Origin of the sequence: Sandaracinus amylolyticus (assembly GCF_000737325.1) — a bacterium.
Classification (GTDB): Bacteria; Myxococcota_A; Polyangia; order Polyangiales; family Sandaracinaceae; genus Sandaracinus; species Sandaracinus amylolyticus.
In genome coordinates, this window is record NZ_CP011125.1 from 4641485 (window position 1) to 4657497 (window position 16013).

General features: G+C 71.7%; 5 protein-coding genes. All 5 read left to right on the forward strand.

Translation table 11 applies throughout. The features are described 5' to 3' along the window. The first annotated feature begins 2 nt into the window (after window positions 1-2). The 5 genes from DB32_RS19740 to DB32_RS19760 all read left to right on the forward strand — a co-directional run bounded on the left by DB32_RS19740 (window position 3) and on the right by DB32_RS19760 (window position 15986). Window positions 3-1880 carry a hypothetical protein gene (locus tag DB32_RS19740; RefSeq protein ID WP_157069198.1) on the forward strand — a complete coding sequence of 626 codons (1878 nt, stop codon included), beginning with the start codon at window positions 3-5 and terminating at the stop codon, window positions 1878-1880. Window positions 1881-1917: 37 nt separating this feature from the next. Then, window positions 1918-2835, forward strand: a complete 918-nt coding sequence (locus DB32_RS19745) for a hydroxymethylglutaryl-CoA lyase (protein ID WP_053234133.1) — start codon at window positions 1918-1920, stop codon at window positions 2833-2835. Between the two features lie 46 nt (window positions 2836-2881). Further along, complete coding sequence (locus tag DB32_RS19750; protein ID WP_053234135.1) at window positions 2882-3601, forward strand: hypothetical protein; 720 nt, start codon at window positions 2882-2884, stop codon at window positions 3599-3601. A gap of 301 nt (window positions 3602-3902) precedes the next feature. Then, window positions 3903-15116 (forward strand): tetratricopeptide repeat protein, encoded by an 11214-nt coding sequence (locus DB32_RS19755; RefSeq protein ID WP_053234138.1) that lies wholly within the window; start codon window positions 3903-3905, stop codon window positions 15114-15116. Continuing rightward, window positions 15117-15986 (forward strand): aminotransferase class IV, encoded by an 870-nt coding sequence (locus DB32_RS19760; protein ID WP_053234139.1) that lies wholly within the window; start codon window positions 15117-15119, stop codon window positions 15984-15986. The last annotated feature ends 27 nt before the right edge of the window (window positions 15987-16013 follow it).

Sequence of the window (16013 nt, forward strand, 5' to 3'; positions counted from 1 at the left end):
GGGTGGCGCTCGTCGCGCTCGTGTGCGCGGGGTGCGAGGCGAGCGATGCGATGCTCACGGACGCAGGAGCGCCCGTCGATGCGGGCCCAGCGTGCACGGAGCTGCTCTACGAGCGCGATGGAACGAGCATCACGCGCTGGCCGGAGCCCGCGCTGCTCGTCGACGACGCGACGACCGAGACCGGTCGTCGCCTGCAGTTCGACCCCGAGCGCTATCCCGATCTCGTCGCGCGCCTCGGCTCGTACCTGCCGACGCTCACGATCGATCTCGCGGAGATCGACGGCTTCGGCGTGAACGCCGAGGCGTTCTTCCAGTTCGGGCGCGCGTTCGACGTCGACGCGATCCCGCGCGACGGGCTCGGGCTCGTCGTGATCGAGCCGGGCCCCGCGCGCGTCGTGCCCGTGATCGCCACGACGACCGACGAGGGAACGACGCTGCTGCTCGCGCCGCTGACGCCGCTCCCGCCGCACGCGCGTGCCGCCGCGTTCGTCACGCGCGCGCTCACCGACGCAGCGCGCGGATGCCTCGAGCCCTCGCGCGACATGCGCGCGCTGATCGCGTCGCCCGACGACGACACGCGCGCCGCGATCGATGCGCTCGTCGCGCTCGGCGCGATCGCGAGCGCGGACGAGCTCGTGGCGATCAGTGCGTTCCCGACGCAGTCGATCGAGGAGGACTCGGTCGCGGTCGCGACCGACGTCGCGACGCACGAGCACGTGTACGCGAGCACGCCGACCTGCGTCGAAGAGACCTCGTGGACGCGCTGCGAGACCACCTTCGAGGCCTACGACTACCGCGACCCGGAAGACGGCGTGATGCGTCGCCCGCGCGGTGAGCCCGCGACACCGCGCGCGACGTACACCGTTCCGAACACGATGTGGCTCCCGCGCGAGGGCGAGGGGCCGTTCCCGGTGCTCGTCTTCGGGCACGGCCTCACGGGATCGCGCTCGCAGGCCGAGCGCCTCGGGCGCTTCGCTGCGCCGCTCGGGTACGCGACGGTCGCGATCGACGCGCTCCAGCACGGCGAGCACCCGACGACCGAGGGAGCGGAGCGCAGCGACGTCCAGACGCTGCTCGCGTTCTTCGGCGTCGGTGATCTCGACGAGCGCGCGCTCGAGGCGGCCCGCCTGCGCGAACACTTCCGACAGAGCACGTGGGACAAGCTGCAGCTCACGCAGCTCCTCGTGAGCGATCCCGATCTCGACGACGACGGCGCGCCCGAGCTCGACGTCACGCGCATCGTGTACCTCGGTGTCTCGCTCGGCGGCCTCATGGGCCCCGAGCTGCTCGCGCTCTCGAGCGACTACGGCGCGGGCCTGCTCGTCGTCCCGGGCGGGCGCGTCTCCGCGATCATCAGCGACGGAGCGCAGTTCGGGTCGCTGATCGATCTCCTGCGACCGCGAGGCGCGACGCGAGGTGACGTGCGGCGCTTCTTCCCGATCCTGCAGACCGTGCTCGATCGCGGCGATCCCGCGAGCTACGGGCCGCATCTGCTGCGCGATCGACTGCCCGTCGCGGGCGCGACCACGCCGAGCATCCTCGTCGGCGTCGTGCTCGACGACGAGATCGTGCCCAACGTCGCGAGCTACGCGCTCGCCCGCGCCATCGGCGTCCCGATCGTCGAGCCGCTTCTGCGCCCCGAGCCGGGCTTCGAGCTCGTGCGCGGCCCCATCGAGGGCAACTTCGCGGACGGTGCTGCCAGCGGAGGGCTCCTCCAGTTCGACCTCGTCGCCGAGGGCGAGCGCGCGACCCACGGCAACGTCGCGGACTCGGAGGTCGGCGTCGCCGCGTGGCTCGACTTCCTCGACACGCACTACCGCACGGGCCTCGCGCGCATCAGGGATCCCTACGAAGCGATCGGGTTGGCTCACGCGATGTGAGTGACCCGCGATCCAAATGGAGGCAGAGACTCTCGCCATGCTCTTCGACGCGCTCCCCGACTCGGTCTCGATCTACGAAGTCTCGCCGCGCGACGGCCTTCAGAACGAGGCGGTCACGGTGCCGACCACGCGCAAGCTGCGCCTGATCGAGGCGCTCGCGCAGGCGGGCCTCACGCGCATCGAGGCGACGAGCTTCGTCTCGCCGAAGTGGGTGCCGCAGCTCGCCGACGCCGACGAGGTCGCGGGCCTGCTGCCGCGCGTGCCCGACGTGACGTTCAGCGCGCTGTGCCCGAACGCCAAGGGCCTCGAGCGCGCGCTGACGACGAAGATCCCGGAGATCGCGGTGTTCATCAGCGCGAGCGAGACCCACAACCGCAAGAACGTGAACAACACCGTCGAGGGCACGCTCGCGGCGTTCGGCGAGGTGATCGCGCCCGCGGTGAAGGCGGGCCTGCGGGTGCGCGGCTACGTCTCGACGCTCTGGGGCTGTCCCTACGAGGGCGAGATCGATCCGCGCGCCGGCCTGCGCATCGCGCATCGGCTGGTCGAAATGGGCTGCTACCAGATCTCGCTCGGCGACACGATCGGCGTGGGCACGCCCAAGCAGACCCGCGACATCCTCCGGCTCTTCATGAGCGAGTTCTCGATCCCGCAGATCGCGATGCACATGCACGACACGCGCGGCACCGCGCTCGCGAACGTCGTGGTCGGGCTCGAGCTCGGCATCCGCACCTTCGACGCGTCGGTCGGCGGGCTCGGCGGATGTCCGTACGCGCCGGGCGCGGCGGGCAACGTCGCGACGGAGGATCTCGTCTTCATGCTCGACGGGATGGGCGTGAAGACCGGGGTCGATCTCGAGAAGCTCTGGACGGCCGGTCAGGTCGCGAAGGCCGTCGTCGGGCGCGACCTTCCTGGAAAGGTCCACAAGGCCGGCGTTCGTTCCCTGCGCCACTGACCTTCTTTGCGCTTGCGCATCGCATTCATGGAGTAAGCTGCGCGGCATGTCGGGACTCGCCGCGCTCCTCCTCGCGTCTCCATTCCTCGGCATGCAGCTCCAGGCGCCGACGCTCCAGAGCGGAGCGTGGTTCGCGCCCGGACAAGTCGTCGAGATCGACGCGACGCTGCCACTGCCCCAGCTGCTCCAGGCGCGCGACGCGCAGAGCGAAGAGGACGCGGAAGAAGAGGCCTACGCGAACGCGGTGCGCCAGCGCGCCGAGCTCGGCCAGGTCCACCGCGCGATGGGCATCGTCACCTGGGCCGCGATGACGGTCACCGTCGGGCTCGGGCTCGTCCAGTACTACAACCTCTACGGCTTCGGGAACGGGCGCGACGACAACCCGTGCGCGACCGGCAACGCGATCTTCGGTCAGGACCAGTGCTGGGGCACACCGTACCCGCACCTCGTGTCCGCCGTGGTCACGACCGCGCTCTATTCGACGACCCTCGCGATGTCGATCGGGCTCCTCGTGAACGATCCGAACCAGGTGCTCACGGGCCGCGGCGCGTACTCCGATCGCATCCGCATCCACTCGGTGCTCGCGCTCGTGCACCTCGCGGGCATGCTCGCGCAGACGTTCATCGGCATCGGCCTCGCGAACAACTGGTTCGGCGATCGCACCAACGACTACGACTCGATGCAGACCGTCGCCGCGGTGCACCAAGTCATCGGGTGGACGACGTGGGCCGCGCTCGGGGCGGCCGGCGCGATCATGCTGTTCTGACGCGCGCACGATCGTGTCGAACGAAAGCCCTCGGGGGACCTCTCCCGGGGGCTTTCTCGCGTCCGTCGACCACGACGCTGGTCGTTCGAGCAGGGGTGTCCGGACCGTTCGGAGCGCTGCGAAGTCCGTGCTTGCCTCGCGGAATCGAACCCCCTTACCATCGGGCTCCGCCCTGGCCCGACGTTTGTCCAGGTGCCGGGAACCTTAGCGTTTTCGCGAGCTTACCGAGCCCTGCCGTTCCGCTCGCGGCGCTCTCCGGGGAGGGGCCGCGCGCGACGCCACCTCTCGTCCGGAGAACTCCGTGCTCGACGTCTCCCACTTGCTCGGTCTCCTCCAGGAGGACCCCGATCACTCCGAAGCGCTGCGTGAGCTGCGCGAGGCGATCGAGAGCGGCGACGCCGCTCGACTGGGATCCGACCCGCTGCGCCTGATCAGCGCGGCACGACGCGGTCACCAGGAGCGCGCCGAGACGTGGACGGCCGCACAGCTGCTCGATCTGGAGGCGACGCTCAGCGCGCAGGATCCCGATCGCGAGGCGCAGCTGCGCAAGGAGCTCGCGCGGATCCACCGCGAGGAGCTGCTCGACGACGAGGCCGCGATGGCCGCGTACGAGCGCGCGAAGGCGCTGCGCCCCGGCGACGACGAGATCGCGGAGGCGATCGATGCGCTCGCGGCGTCCGAGCAGAACTGGAAGGAGATCGCGAAGCGCTTCGTCGACGAGGCGGAGACGTCGAGCGACGCGAGCCTGCGCACCTCGCTGCTCGCGAGCGCGGGCACGCTCGTCTGGAAGCACAAGAAGCGCGGCCGCGACAAGGACACCGATCGTCTCTTCCTGCAGGCGCTCGAGTCGGACGCCGGCGATCCCCGCGCGAACAAGCTCTACGAGCAGATCCTGCGCAAGCGCGAGAAGTGGGCCGAGCTCGCGCAGGTGCTGCTCGACGCCGCCGAGAAGACGCGCAGCCGCGACGATCGCATCGGGTTCTACCTGCGCGCAGCGCGCGTGCTCGGGCGTCGCCTCGAGAGCGCGGAGCGCGCGGCCGCGTGTTACGAGCGCATCCTCGACTTCGTCCCGGGCCACCCCGAGGCGATGCGCTTCCTCGTCGAGTTCTTCACGCAGCGCGAGCAGTGGGATCACCTCGTCGCGCTCTACGACGACGCGCTGCGCGGCCGTCAGAAGCTCGAGAGCGAGCAGGGCATCCTGCTGCAGATCGGCATGGTCCACTGGCGGTTCCGTGGCTCGCCCGCGGAGGCCGAGCCGTACTTCGCGCGCCTGCGCAAGGTCGAGCCCGCGCACCCGGGCATGCTCGCGTTCTATCGCGAGCACCTCCCGCAGACGGGCGATCACGCGAAGCTGCTCACCGTGCTCGGCGACGCGCAGCGCGTGACGACCGACGCGCGCCTCAAGGTCGAGCTCTCGGTCGAGCTCGCGCGCGCGGCACAGGCGAGCGGCGCGGCCGATCGCGCGATCGACGCGTGGAAGACGGTGCAGCGCCAGGATCCGCGCAACCCCGAGGCGCTGCGCGCGCTGCGCGAGCTGTATCGCCAGACCGAGAAGTGGAACGCGCTCGTCGAGGTGCTGAAGGGCGAGGTCGACTCGCTCCCTGCGGACTCGGTGAGCGAGCGCGTCGCGCTGCTGCGCGAGATGGTGGTGATCTATCGCGATCACCTCCGCCTCGACGTGATGGTGATCAACAGCTGGAACGCGATCCTCGCGCTCGCGCCGGACGACGGCGACGCGCTCGAGGCGCTGGCCGCGACGTACGAGCAGATGGGTCGCTGGAACGACCTCATCCAGGTGCTCACGCGCAAGGCCGACGCGGCGAAGGAGCCGCGCGAGCAGGTCGCGCTCTACATGCGCGTCGCGCGTCTCTGGATCGAGCGCTTCGCGAACTACAACCAGGCGACGCGCCCGCTCGAGCTCGTCATCGAGCGCGATCCGGGCAACCGCGACGCGCTCGCGCAGCTGAAGGACATCTACACGAAGAAGCGCGCGTGGAAGCAGCTCTTCGACGTGCAGCGCGCCGAGGCGGAGCTCGCGTCGGATCCCGACGCGCGCCACGCGATGCGCATCGAGCTCGCGCGCGTCGCGGGTGAGCGCCTGCACCGTCACGCGGACGCGATCTCGCTGTGGAAGGAAGTGCTCGGGCACGAGCCCTCGCACGCCGAGGCGCTCGACGCGCTCGAGAAGCTCGCGGAGCGCGAGAAGGACTGGTCGACGCTCGGCGAGGTGCTCGAGCGACGCGTGCGCGCGCTGGAGAACAACGGCGCGGCCCCGGACGACAAGGAGCGCATCAAGCTCCTCACGAAGCTCGGCATCCTCTACGGCGAGCAGGCGAAGGATCCCGCGAAGGCGGCGAGCGCGTGGAAGCGCGTGCTCGCGGCGGATCCGAAGAACGGACGCGCGCTGCGCACGCTGCGCGAGTCGTTCGTCGCGGCGGGAGACTGGGAGGGCCTCGAAGCGCTCTACGCCGAGCAGAACGACTGGGACGGACTCGCCGAGGTGCTCGGCAACGCGGCCGATCGTAGCGACTCGGCGGAGCAGAAGATCGCGCTCTCGTTCCGCGCGGCCGCGGTCTACGAGGAGCGCATCGAGGAGCCGCATCGCGCGTTCCGCAGCTACGAGCGCGTGCTCGCGGCGGACCCGGTGAACGAGCGCGCCGCGCGCAAGCTGATCGCGCTCTACGAGAAGGACGAGAAGTGGAGCCGCCTCCCCGCGCTCTACGAGGTAGTGCTCGCGGCGATCGATCCGCAGGAGATCGAGGAGCGCGTCGCGCTGCTCTCGCGGCTGCGCGTGATCGCGGGTGATCACCTCAACGACGCGCAGGCGGCGTTCCGCCATCAGCTCGAGGCGTGGACGCTCGCACCGGCCTCGAGCGAGGTGCGCGATGCGCTGTGGAGCGCGACCGAGAAGGCGAGCGCGTGGGATCGCCTCGCGAACGCGCTCGCGGCGCGGCTCGAGAAGGCGCCGAGCGAAGAGCGCCTGTGGCTGCGTCGCTCGATCGCGCGTGTCGCGGGCGAGCGGCTCGGCGACGTCGAGCGCGCGATCGCCCAGCTGCGCGACATCGTCGCCGACGATCCGCACGACGCGGAGGCGATCAAGTCGCTCGATCGCATCTATCGCAGCGGCTCGCGGTGGAGCGCGCTGCGCGGTCTGCTGCTCGCGCGCATCGAGCACGAGATGGACGAGACCGAGCGCTGGGTGCTGCTGCACGAGCTCGCGAAGCTCGAGCAGAGCGAGCTCGGGGACGAAGCGTCGGCGGCCGAGCACTGGCGCGCCGCGCTCGCGATCGATCCGAGCGATCGCGAGGCGCTGCTCGCGCTGGATCGGCTCGCCGAGCGCGCCGGGCGCTGGATCGAGGTCATCGAGCTCGCGAAGCAGCGTCGCGAGCTCGCGCAGAGCGACGACGAGAAGGTCGAGCTCACGACGCGCATCGGCGAGCTGCTCGTGGAGCGCACGCCCGACGTGGCGGCGGCGATCGACGAGCTCGCGACCGTGCTCGCGTCGCGCAAGGCGGACCGCCGCGCGATCGCGGCGCTCGAGACGCTCCTCGCGGGCGACGCGCTCGATGCCGCGCAGCGCGACGCGGTCGCGCGCCTGCTCGAGGGTGCGTACGAAGCGGCGGGCGAGTGGTCGAAGCTGCGCGCCAGCGTGCAGCGCCGCCTCGCGTCGACGACGGACGCGGAAGAGAAGCGTCAGCTGCGCCTCCGCTTCGCGGAGCTGAGCTCGAGCCGCGTCGACGATCCCGAGTCGGCGTACGCCGCGCTCGAGAGCGCGTTCCTCGACGCGCCCGCGGACCAGTCGATCTGGGAGCGCCTCTTCGCGGCGGCGGATCGCGCGCACAAGCACGAGCACCTCGCCCAAGCGATCGCGACCGCGATCGAAGCGGGCGAGATGCCTGCCGAGGATCTCACGCGGCTCGCGGAGAAGGTCGCGCAGATCTACGACGTCGTGCTCGGACGTCCGGCGGACGCCGAGCCGTTCCATCGCCGCGTGCTCGCGGGCGATCCGCAGAGCGAGCCGAGCTTCCTCGCGCTGAAGGAGCTCTACACGAACGCGGAGCGCTGGGACGACCTGCAGGTCCTCTATCGCAACCGCATCGCGCAGACCGTCGACGCGGACGCGAAGCTCGATCTGCTGCTGCAGGTCTGCTTCCTCTTCGAGGAGCTCATCGACGATCCCGAGCTCGCGATCCGCGCGTACCGCGACGTGCTCGAGCTCGAGCCGGGCCACGCCGCGAGCCGTCGCGCGCTCGAGCGCCTCTACGAGCGCACGCAGCGCTGGCGCGATCTCGCCGCGCTGCTCGAGCAGGAGATCATCGAAGGGACGGGCGACGTCACGTCGCTCACGTTCCGCCTCGGCGCGCTGCACGAGTCGAAGCTCGGCGAGCCCGCGCAGGCGGTCGATCGCTACGAGGCCGTGATCCGTCTCGACGGTGATCACGAGGGCGCGCGCAGCGCGCTCGAGCGCCTGCTGAGCGATCGCCAGCAGCGCCATCGCATCGCGCTGATCCTCGAGCCGGTGCACGAGCAGCGCCGCGCGTGGGCGGACCTCGCGCGCGTGCTCGAGGTGCAGCTCGAGCAGATCCACGATCCCGGCACGCGCCTCTCGCTGCTGACGCGCATCGCGGAGATCCACGAGAACCGTCTCGCGAACAACGAGGCCGCGCTCGGCGCGTGGTCGCGCGCGGTCGAGTGCGATCCCGCGGACGGCGGCGCGCGCGCGGAGCTCGCGCGCGTGGCGACCATGCAGAGCGCCGACGCGCGCCGCGCGGCGGTGCTCGAGCGTGCGATCGACTCGGTCGAGGGCCAGCCCTCGCTGCAGTCGGAGCTGCTGCTCGAGGTCGCGACGCTCTGGGACGACAAGCTCGCCGACGTCGAGCGCGCGGAGCGCGCGTACGAGCGCCTCGTCGAGGTCGCGTCGGACGATCCCGAGATGGTCCTTCGCGCGTCGCGCTCGCTCGAGCGCATCCACAGCTCGCGCGGCGATCACGCGAAGCTCGCTGCGGATCTGCGCCGCCAGGCGAAGCTCGAGAACGAAGCGGGCACGCGCCGCGCGCTGCTGGTGCGCCTCGCCGAGCTCCTCGAGACCAAGCAGAACGACCTCGAGGGCGCGATCGCGGTGCACAACGAGCGCCTCGAGCTCGATCCCGACGACGTGGGCGCGCTCGCCGCGCTCGAGCGTCTGTACGAGCAGCTCGCGCGCTGGCAGCCGCTGATCGGCGTCCTGCAGAGCCGCGACGCGCTCGCGTCGGGCGACACCGAGCGCAAGCAGATCGCGCTGCGCATCGGCGCGATCTGGGACGAGAAGCTCACGGATCGCGACAACGCGATCGTCGCGTACAACGAGGTGATCGAGCGCTTCGGGCCCGATCACGCGGCGCTCGCCGCGCTCACGCGCCTCTACGAGCAGGCGGAGCGCTGGAGCGATCTGCTCGAGGTCGTGCAGATGGTGCACGACCTCGTTCCCGGCGCGGCCGAGAAGGCGCAGCTGCGCTTCCACGCGGCCGAGCTCATGCGAAAGCGCACCGGCGAGCTCGAGCGCGCGATCGAGACGTACGCGGAGGTGCTCGACTCGCTGCCTTCGCACGAGGGCGCGGTCACCGCGCTCCGCGAGGTGATGAGCGATCCCGCGAGCAGCTCGCGTCTCGCGGCCGCGCGCGTGCTGCGCCCGCGCTTCGAGGCGCAGGGCTCGTACCCCGCGCTGCTCGACGCGCTCGACGTGCTCGCGGAGTCCGACGATCCGAGCGAGCGCCTCAGCGCGCTCCGTCGCGCCGCGGAGGTCGCCGACATCGGGCTGAACGAGCCGGGGCGCGCGTTCGATCTCGCGTCGCGCGCGCTCCGCGCCGGGCTCGGTGAGCCCGACGTGAACGTGCTGCTCTCCGAGGTCGAGCGGCTCGCGGCGTCGAGCGATCGCTGGGCGGACTACGTGGCGCTGCTGCGCGACGTCGCGCCCGACGTGGGCGACGGCGAACTGCAGATCGACAGCTACCGGAAGATCGCGGACACCGCGCGTCGTCGGCTGAACGACCCGGAGCTCGCGCGCGGGTACTACCAGCGCATCCTCGATCACCAGCCGGATCACGCGGGCGCGCTCGACGCGCTCGAGCAGATGACGGCGGAGGCGGGCGATCACGCCGCGCTGCTCGACGTGCTCCGCCGCAAGTCGGAGCTCGCGAGCGGGCGCGATCGCGTGACGCTGCTGATGCGTCAGGCCGAGCTCTGCGAGACGAAGACGGGCGAGCTGCCCTCCGCGATCGACGCGCTCGAGCAGGTCCTCAGCGAAGACCCGGCGCACGCGCCGGCGTACGTCGCGCTCGAGCGGCTCTATGCGAACGCGGAGCGCTGGAGCGATCTCGCCGCGCTCTTCGAACGCATGCTCGAGCAGCGCGTCGGCTTCGCCGTCGAGGTGCGCTTCAAGCTCGGCCGGCTGCACCGTGAGAAGCTCGACGACGTCTCGACCGCGATCGAGCAGTTCCGCGAGGCGCTCTCGCTCGGCGCGCCCCACGAGCCGACGGTCGAGCAGCTCCAGGATCTGATGCGCACGAACGAGGAGCACCGCGCCTCGGCGGCGGCGATCCTCGAGCCGATCTATCTCACGCGGCTCGCGTGGCCGCGCGTCGTCGAGGCGCTCGAAGCGCGCCTCTCGGGCGAGACCGAGCTCGAGGGCCGCAAGGCGCTCCTGCAGCGCCTCGGTCAGGTCCACGAGGACTACCTCGAGGATCTCGACGGCGCGATGACGGTCTACGCGCGACTCTTCCGGGAAGACCCGCGCGACGAGGGCGCGTGGGAGACGCTCTCGCGTCTCGCGAAGGTGCTCGAGCGCTGGGATCGCCTCGCCGACACCTACCGCGGCGCGATCGAGGAGAGCGGCGTCGAGGACGAGACGACGCAGCGCCTCGCGGTGATGGCCGCGCAGCTCTACGACCAGCGCACGAACGACGCGGCGAAGGCCGCGGAGCTGTATCGCAAGGCCCTGCGCTTCTCGCCGGAGGACCAGAGCACGTTCCGCGCGCTCGAGTCGCTGCTGCGCCGCACGTCGCAGTGGGACTCGCTGCTCGAGCTCTACGACGAGCAGGCGCAGGTCGCGCCGAGCGATGCCGATCGTGTGTCGCTCCTCGAGAAGACGGCGCTCGTGCTGCGCGATCAGAAGGACGAGCCCGATCGCGCGATCGAGGCGTTCCGCGAGGTGATCGCGATCGAGCCGGCGCACGCGGGCGCGACCGTCGCGCTCGACGCGCTGCTCACGTCGCGCGAGCGCTGGCACGATCTCTCGGATCACCTGCGGCACCGCATCGATCTCACGACCGACGCGAAGCAGGCCGCGGATCTGAAGCACCGCCTCGCCGTGCTGTCGGCGGAGAAGCTCGGCGACAAGACCGCCGCGATCGATCTGCTCGAGGACGTCACGCGCGACGATCCGCGTCACCTGCCCGCGGTGACCGAGCTCGAGCGGCTCGTCACCGACCCCGAGCACCAGCTGCGAATCATCCAGATCCTCGAGCCGATCTACCAGGCGACGGATCAGTGGAAGAAGCGCATCGCGGTGCACGAGGCGCAGGTCGCGCTGTCCGACGACGCGCTCGATCGCGTGCGGCTGCTCCAGGAGATCGCGCGCCTCCACGAGGAGCGCGGGCGTGATCGCTCGCTCGCGTTCCACGCGATGGCGCGCGCGATGGCGCTCGATCCGGGCAACGAGGAAGTGCGCGCCGAGGTCGATCGCCTGGGCGCGACGCTCGAGATCTGGAACGAGCTCGTCATCGCGTACGAGCAGGCGATCGCAGCGAGCACCGATCCTGCGACCACGAGCTCGCTGCTCGGCACCGTCGCGCGCCTCCACGACGAGAAGCGCGGCGACCCGCGCGCCGCGATCGTCACGTACGAGCGTCTCGCGGAGCACGACCCCGAGGACGCGAGCCCGCTCGACGCGCTCGAGGCGCTCCACACGATGGTCGGCGACTGGCGCGGCATGGTCGACGTGCTCAAGCGCAAGGTCGATCGCTCCTACGACCCGGTCGAGCGCGGCGAGCTGCTGCGTCGCGCCGGCTCGGTGATGGAGGACCTGCTCGGCGATCGCGGCGGCGCGATCGTCATCTACAAGCAGGCGGTCGCCGAGGATCCGAACGACGCGGTCGCGCTCGAGTCGCTCGATCGTCTCTTCAGCGACGCGAACGACCACGCCTCGCTCGCCGAGGTGCTCAAGCGCCGCGTCGAGCTCGAGCAGGAGCCCGAGCTGCGCGCCGAGGTCGGCCTGCGCCTCGGTCAGCTCGCGGAGGAGTTCCTCCGCGACGCCGAGACCGCGATCGAAGCGTTCGTGCGCGTGCTCGAGGATCAGCCCGGCGAGACCACGGCGGTCACGTCGCTGGCGCGCCTCTACGAGCGCCAGGCGATGTGGCCCGAGCTGCTCGAGAACCTGCGGCTGCAGGCGGGCATGGCGAGCGACGCGCCCGCGCGCGTGACGCTGCTGCACCGCGCGGCCGAGGTCCTCGAGCGCGAGCTCGACGACACGCCCGAGGCGATCGAGTCGTACCGCCAGGTGCTCGAGATCGATCCGCGGCACGAGGCGACGCTCGCCTCACTGCTTCGCATCGTGCGTCTCGAGGATCACCGCCAGGCCGCGTCGGAGATCCTGCTCCCGCTCCTGCGTGAGCAGGGCCGCTGGGACGATCTCGCGCAGGTGCTCGAGCTCACCGCCGAAGCGAGCGGTGATCCGATCGACAAGCGTGACGGTCTGCGTGCGCTCGCGGAGGTGCACGAGCAGGGTCGTCGCGATGCGAACGCCGCGTTCGAGTCGTACCGTCGCGCGCTCGCCGAGGACCCCTCGGACCTGCGCACCGCGGACGATCTCGAGCGCCTCGCGGCGCAGCTCGGCGCGTGGGATCGCGTCGCGGACGTGTTCGCCGCGCGCGGCTCGTCGGCGCTCGATCCCGAGATCGCGAAGAACCTCTACGGGCGCCTCGCGCGCATCGCGGAGGAGAAGCTCGGCGACGACGCGCGCGCCATCGAGGCGTACCGCCGCTCGCTCGAGCAGGTCGGTGACGACGAGGACGCGCTCGGCGCGCTCGATCGTCTCTACCTCAAGTCGCAGTCGTGGCCGGACCTCGCCGAGGTGCTCGAGCGCCGCGTGCAGCTCGCGAACGACGGCGCCGCGCGCATCGATCTGCTGGTGCGCCTCGGGTCGTTGCGCTGGGAGCGCCAGAACGATCGCCACGCGGCGTTCACGTCGTTCCAGGAGGTGCTCGAGGCGCAGCCCGACGAGCCGCGCGCGATCGGCGCGGTCGAGGGCCTGCTCGCCGACGAGGATCTCGCCGCGCAGGCGGTCGACGCGCTCGACGCGGCGTACCGTCGCACGAGCTCGACCCAGAAGATGGCCGCGCTCTACGACGTGCGCGTGCGCCTCGCCGAGGACGGCGGCGAGCGCGTCGCGCTGCTCCAGGAGCTCGCGCAGCTGCAGGAGAACGAGCTGCGCGACCCGAGCGCCGCGCTCGCGACGACGGTCCGCGCGTTCGAGATCGATCGCCGCGACGAGGGCCTCCTCGGCGAGCTCGAGCGCCTCGCGGCGATCGTGAGCGGCTGGGAGTCGCTGCGCGGTCTGATCGAGCGCGTGACGAGCGGCGGCGACGATCTCGACGCGGTGACGCGTCGCGACCTCGAGCTGCGTGCCGCGGGCTGGTACCGCGATCGGCTCGGCGACCCCGGCGCCGCCGAGGGCGCGCTCCGCCGCGCGATCGCCGCGGACCGTGAGACCGCCGACGCGCACGCCCAGCTGGTCGAGCTGCTGCGCGCACCGAGCCGCGAGGCCGAGCTCGTCGCCGCGCTGCGCGCGTGGTCCGAGGTCGAGTACGACGAACTCGCGAAGAAGGAGCGCCTCCGCGAGGCCGCGCGTCTCGCCGAGAGCGCGCTCGGCGACGCGACCCAGGCGATCACGCTCCACGACGCGATCCTCGAGACCGACGGCAGCGATGCCCTCGCGCTCGACGATCTGATCCGCCTGCGCATGGGCGCGGGCGCGTGGCCCGAGGTCGTCGAGCTCCTCGAGCGCCGCATCGACGTGGAGTCGGATCCCGATCGCCGCGTCGAGCTGCGCCGCCAGCTCGCGCACGCGCTCGCCGGTCCGGTCGGCGACCCGGCGCGCGCGATCGAGGCGTGGCGCGCGGTCATCGACGAGGTCGCGACCGATCTCGATGCGATCGGCGAGCTCGAGACGCTCTACGAGAGCGCCGAGCGCTGGTCGGATCTCGAGGAGCTGATCCAGCGTCGCCTCGACATCGCCGAGACGCCCGCGGACCGCATCGCGGCGCGCGTGCGCCTCGCGCGCCTGTCCGAGACCCGCTTCGGCCGCCGCGCCGAGGCGATCGAGCAGCTGCACGAGATCCTCGGCGAAGATCCGCACAACGCGGACGCGCTCGACGAGCTCGAGCGGCTCTACGCGGCCGACGGCCGCCAGGCCGAGCTCGTCGACCTGCTCGAGCGTCGCGTCGCCGACGCGCGCGACGCGGAGACCGAGCTCGACGTGCTCGGGCGTCTCGCCGAGGCGCGCGAGACGGGCGGCGAGACCGACGCCGCGGCCGAGGTGCACCAGCGCATCCTCGACCGCGATCCCTCGCGCGAGGGCTCGCTGCGCGCCCTCGCGCGCCTGCACGCGGCGGCCGGCCGTCACGCGGAAGCGGCCGACGCGATCGAGCGCCTGCTGCCCACGCTCGCGCCCGCGGAGCGCCGCGAGGAGTCGTTCCGCCTCGTCGAGCTCGCGACGTCGAAGCTGAACGACCAGGCGCGCGCCGAGCGCGCCCTCCGCGGTCTCCACGAGGACGATCCCAGCGACGCCGAGGTGCGCACGCGCCTCAAGGCGCTCTACGAGCGCACGCAGCGCTGGGCCGAGCTCGCCCACATGCTCGCGCTCGACGAAGCGTCGTTCACCAAGCCCGCGGACCGCATCGCGCTCTTCAAGCGCATCGCGGATCTGCACGCGACGAAGCTGAGCGATGCCGCGGGCGCGGCGAGCTGGCTCGAGCGCGCGGTGCAGCTCGAGCCCGACAACCGCGACGTCCTGCTCCCGCTGTGCGACCTCTACATCGCGGCCGGGCGGCAGAGCGACGCGATCCCGGTGCTCGAGAAGATCATCGCGTCGTACGGCACGCGCCGCAGCAAGGAGGTGGCGCTCTACCAGCACCGCCTCGGCCAGGCGCTCGAGGGCATGGGCAACACGACGGGCGCGCTCAACGCGTACGACGCCGCGTTCAAGGTCGATCTCACGAACGTGCAGATCCTCCGTGACCTCGGCCGCCTCTGCTACACGACCGGCGACTACGATCGCGCGCAGAAGACGTTCCGCGCGCTGCTGCTCCAGAAGCTCGACGGCCAGTCCGGCATCACCAAGGGCGACGTCTACTTCTACCTGGGCGACATCTCGGCGAAGCAGGGCGATCCGAAGAAGGCGATCTCGATGCTCGAGCGCGCGCTCGCGGAGGAGAGCGGGCACCGCCAGGCGAGCGCGCTGCTCTCGTCGCTCAAGAGCTGAGTGCCCCTCGCGATCACGATCGACGGGCGACCGAGCACCGAGGCCGACGCGACGGTCTCGGTGCTCGATCGCGGCTTCCTCTTCGGCGACTCGGTCTTCGAGGTCGTACGCACCTACGGCGGCGTGCCGTTCGCGGGGCGCGAGCACCTCGAGCGGCTCGCGCGATCGTGCGAGGGGCTCGGCATCGTCGTGCCGGTCTCGCTCGACGCGCTGGAGCGCGAGATCGCCGACACCATCGCGCGCTCCGGCGAGCCCGAGTGCTACGTGCGCATCGTGATCACGCGCGGCCGCGGGCCCCTCAACATCGATCCCGCCCCCGCGAAGCACCCGCTGCGCGTCGTCATCGCCGCGCCGCTCTCACCGTGGCCCGAGGGCCTGCACACGCGCGGCGTCGAGGTCGCGACGGTGCGCGTCGAGCGCGCGACGGATCACACGCGCGCCGCGGGCGCGAAGGTCTCGGCGTACGTCGCGAACATGCTCGCGCTCTCCACCGCGCGCGAGCGCGGCGCGTACGAGGCGATGATGGTCGGCGCCGGCGGCGAGATCTCCGAGGGCACGACGAGCAACGTGTTCGTCGTCACCGCGGGCGAGGTGCGCACGCCGCCGCTCTCGATGGGCATCCTCGGCGGGATCACCCGTCGCTACGTCTTGCGCGCCGCCGACGATCTGGGCGTGCCCTGGCGCGAGACCGTCCTCTTCCCGCGCGATCTCGAGCGCGCCGACGAGGCGTTCCTCACGAGCAGCCTGCGCGAGGTCGTCCCGATCGTCGGCGTCGACGGCGTGCGCATCGGGGAAGGGCGCCCGGGCCCGATCACCGCCCGCCTGCTCGAGCGATACCGCGAGCTCGTCCGCGCGCATTGCGACGGTTGACTGCGGCCCGAGTCTCGACTAGACCCC